At 47.1% G+C, this 2973-nt stretch carries 3 protein-coding genes; 1 reads left to right on the top strand and 2 read right to left on the bottom strand.

The window, feature by feature from the left end; all coding sequences use genetic code 11:
- The coding region (gene feoB / locus V2I46_11125; protein ID MEE4178047.1) for a ferrous iron transport protein B at positions 1–996 on the top strand (996 nt) is incomplete at its 5' end.
- Here the strand turns inward: feoB and V2I46_11120 are convergent.
- Entirely contained in the window at positions 989–2017 is a 1029-nt protein-coding gene (locus tag V2I46_11120) for a tetratricopeptide repeat protein (GenBank protein ID MEE4178046.1), read from the bottom strand. The two genes, feoB and V2I46_11120, sit on opposite strands and share 8 nt — an antisense overlap.
- A gap of 13 nt (positions 2018–2030) precedes the next feature.
- Positions 2031–2973 (bottom strand): recombinase RecA (gene recA / locus V2I46_11115; GenBank protein ID MEE4178045.1); only part of this gene is annotated, 943 nt, incomplete at its 5' end.

Here is a 2973-nt window from a genome sequence, read left to right as displayed (position 1 = left end):
TTTCTGTTCATTGCACTGATGGAGGACTCCGGGTATATGGCAAGGGTTGCATTTATCCTCGATAAACTAATGCATAAAATAGGCCTGCATGGAAAGTCATTCATACCCCTGCTCATGGGATTTGGGTGCAATGTTCCGGCTATTCTTGCAACAAGGACCATAGAAAGCAAAAGCGACAGGCTTGTTACGATCCTCATAAACCCTTTCATGTCGTGCAGTGCAAGGTACCCGCTCTACATTTTATTGATCAGTGCTTATTTTGTTAATTACCAGGGCACTATCTTGTTCCTGATCTACCTTACAGGGATACTTCTAGCTGCTATCGTGGCATCCGTCTTCAAAAAAACCATTTTTAAGGCCAGGGAAATTCCTTTTGTAATGGAGCTTCCTCCATACAGGAAACCGACCATACGGACCACCATTAAGCATACCTGGTACAGGGGCTCCCAATACCTCAAAAAAATGGCCGGCTTCATCCTGGTGGCGTCATTGATTATCTGGGCATTGGGTTATTTCCCCAGGTATGTTCCCGATCAGGAAATAAGTCCGACCGAACTGGCAAAACTTCAAAAAGAAAATTCCTACATCGGCAGGATTGGCAAGTTCATCGAACCGGTTATACGCCCACTGGGGTTCGATTGGAAAATGGGTATCAGCCTCATTGCCGGAAGTGCCGCCAAAGAAATTGTGGTCAGCACAATGGGGGTATTGTACCAGGAAGACGGATCTGTTACAGGTATCGAAGGCCTGCCCGAGAAACTTAAAAAACAAAAATACACCGAAGGCCCACGCGCAGGTCAAAACGTTTTTAATCCTGTCGTGGCCCTGTCATTTATTGGGTTCGTCCTTATTTACTTTCCCTGCATTGCAGTGATTTCGGCTGTGCGCAAGGAAACAGGAGGATGGAAATGGGCTGTTTTCCTGGCAGTTTATACCACCGGCCTGGCATGGATCGTGTCATTCCTGATTTATCAGCTGGGTTCGCTCATTATCTGAGCTGGATCCCGTCCAACCTGTTCAACCCTTCAATGGCCCTGGGGTAGTTGGTCCTTAGCTCCAGTGTTTTCTGGTAATCCCATCGTGCTTCATTGTAGTTGCCCATAAGCTCGTAAGCGTAGCCCCTGTTATAATAAGCCTCATAATAGTCCTGGTCCTGCCCTATGGTCTCCGTGAAATACTGGACAGCCCTTTCAAAGTCCTTCTTATAAACCAGGTTAATGTAGCCCAGGTTATACAGGGCATAAATGTAACCGGGATCTATTTTAAGCAAGCGATCATAGAGTGCTTCGGCTTCATCAATCTGTTCCGTTTCCTGGTAAAACAGCGCCAGGTTGTAATGGGCCTCAATACTCTGCGGATCAATATTCAGGGCATTGTTATAATAATCAACAGCCAGCTTTTGCTTTCTTGCCGCAAATATATTGCCCAGGTATATGTAGGCATCATAGTAATGCTGGTCCTGGTCAGCTGCTTTCTGGAAATTTTCAATGGCCCTGGCCGTATCCTCAAGCTCAAGGAAGGCATAAGCGCTTATGAAGTAGGCGACAGGATTTAATGCATCTATTTCTATGGCTTTCTTGAGGTTTTCAAAGGTTTCTTCATAATTCTTAAGCATCAGGTTGAGCTCGGCCAGCTTCAGGTAAGCGTCCTTATTGTTTACATCGAGGCTGATGGCCTTCTCCAGCGATTCCTTGCAACTGGCTATCTTCCCCTGCATCAGGTAAATATCGGATAATGCGACAAAGAAACGTGCATCCTCCGGGTTCAGGGTTATTGCCCGGTTCAGGTCACGGAAGGCAGGATCAATCTTCTTTTCCTGGATATATAATTCGGCCCGCTTAAAATAGAGATCTGCATTGTTTGAATCGGCAATTATCTGCTGTGTGACACGGGCTAAACCAGACATGCTATCCGGATCCCCAGATCCCTTTTCCCCGTTGTTACCGCTACCACAGGAAGTGAGGGCCAAAGCATACAGAATGCCAACCATTACGGTCAGAAAATTTTTATTAAGCATACTTGGGTTAAGGTTACTGTTCAGAAAGTTTTTTAATTATTTCTTTTTCCAGTTCATCAGAAAGTTCAGGATTATCTTCCAGCAATTTTTTAACCGCATCCCTTCCCTGGCCCAGCTTGGTATCTCCGTAGCTGAACCATGATCCACTTTTCTTAATAATGCCATGGTCGACTCCAAGGTCAATGATCTCCCCCATTCTGGAGATGCCTTCACCGTATAGAACATCGAACTCGGCTTTGCGGAATGGCGGTGCAACCTTATTTTTCACGATCTTGACCCTGACCCGGTTCCCAACGATGTTTTCCCCTTCCTTGATCTGGTTCATCCTTCGGATGTCGACCCTCACAGAAGTGTAGAATTTGAGTGCATTGCCACCGGTGGTTGTCTCCGGGTTGCCAAACATAACACCGATCTTCTCCCTGAGCTGGTTGATGAAGACACAGACTGTTCCGGTCCTGCTTATATTGGCAGTTAGTTTTCTGAGCGCCTGTGACATCAGCCTGGCCTGCAAGCCCATCTTGGAATCGCCCATTTCACCTTCTATTTCGCTCTTTGGCGTGAGGGCTGCAACCGAATCGATGACAATGATATCGATGGCTCCGGAACGGATCAGGTTATCGACTATTTCAAGGGCCTGTTCCCCATTGTCGGGCTGGGAAACCAGGAGGTTCTCCACGTCCACGCCAAGCTTCTGGGCGTAGAACCTGTCGAATGCATGTTCCGCGTCAATGAATGCTGCAATGCCATCTTTTTTTTGTGCCTCGGCAATGGCATGAAGCGCCAGGGTGGTCTTCCCGGAGGCTTCAGGGCCATAGATCTCAACGATCCTTCCCCTGGGAAAACCACCTATACCCAGGGCATGGTCCATGGCGATGCTGCCTGTATGTATTACCTCAATATTCTCTATGGCCTGGTCGCCCAATTTCATAATGGTGCCCTTGCCATAATGTTTTTCT

The sequence above is a fragment of the Bacteroides sp. genome, from assembly GCA_036351255.1.
GTDB lineage: Bacteria > Bacteroidota > Bacteroidia > Bacteroidales > UBA7960 > UBA7960.
Note: the sequence above shows the minus strand (reverse complement) of the source record. Positions and strands in the feature narration are given on the sequence as shown.

What these genes read in the sequence shown, in the direction of transcription:
- V2I46_11120 (MEE4178046.1), bottom strand. Translation starts at nt 2,017, where the DNA reads ATGCTTAATAAAAATTTTCTGACCGTAATGGTTGGCATTCTGTATGCT.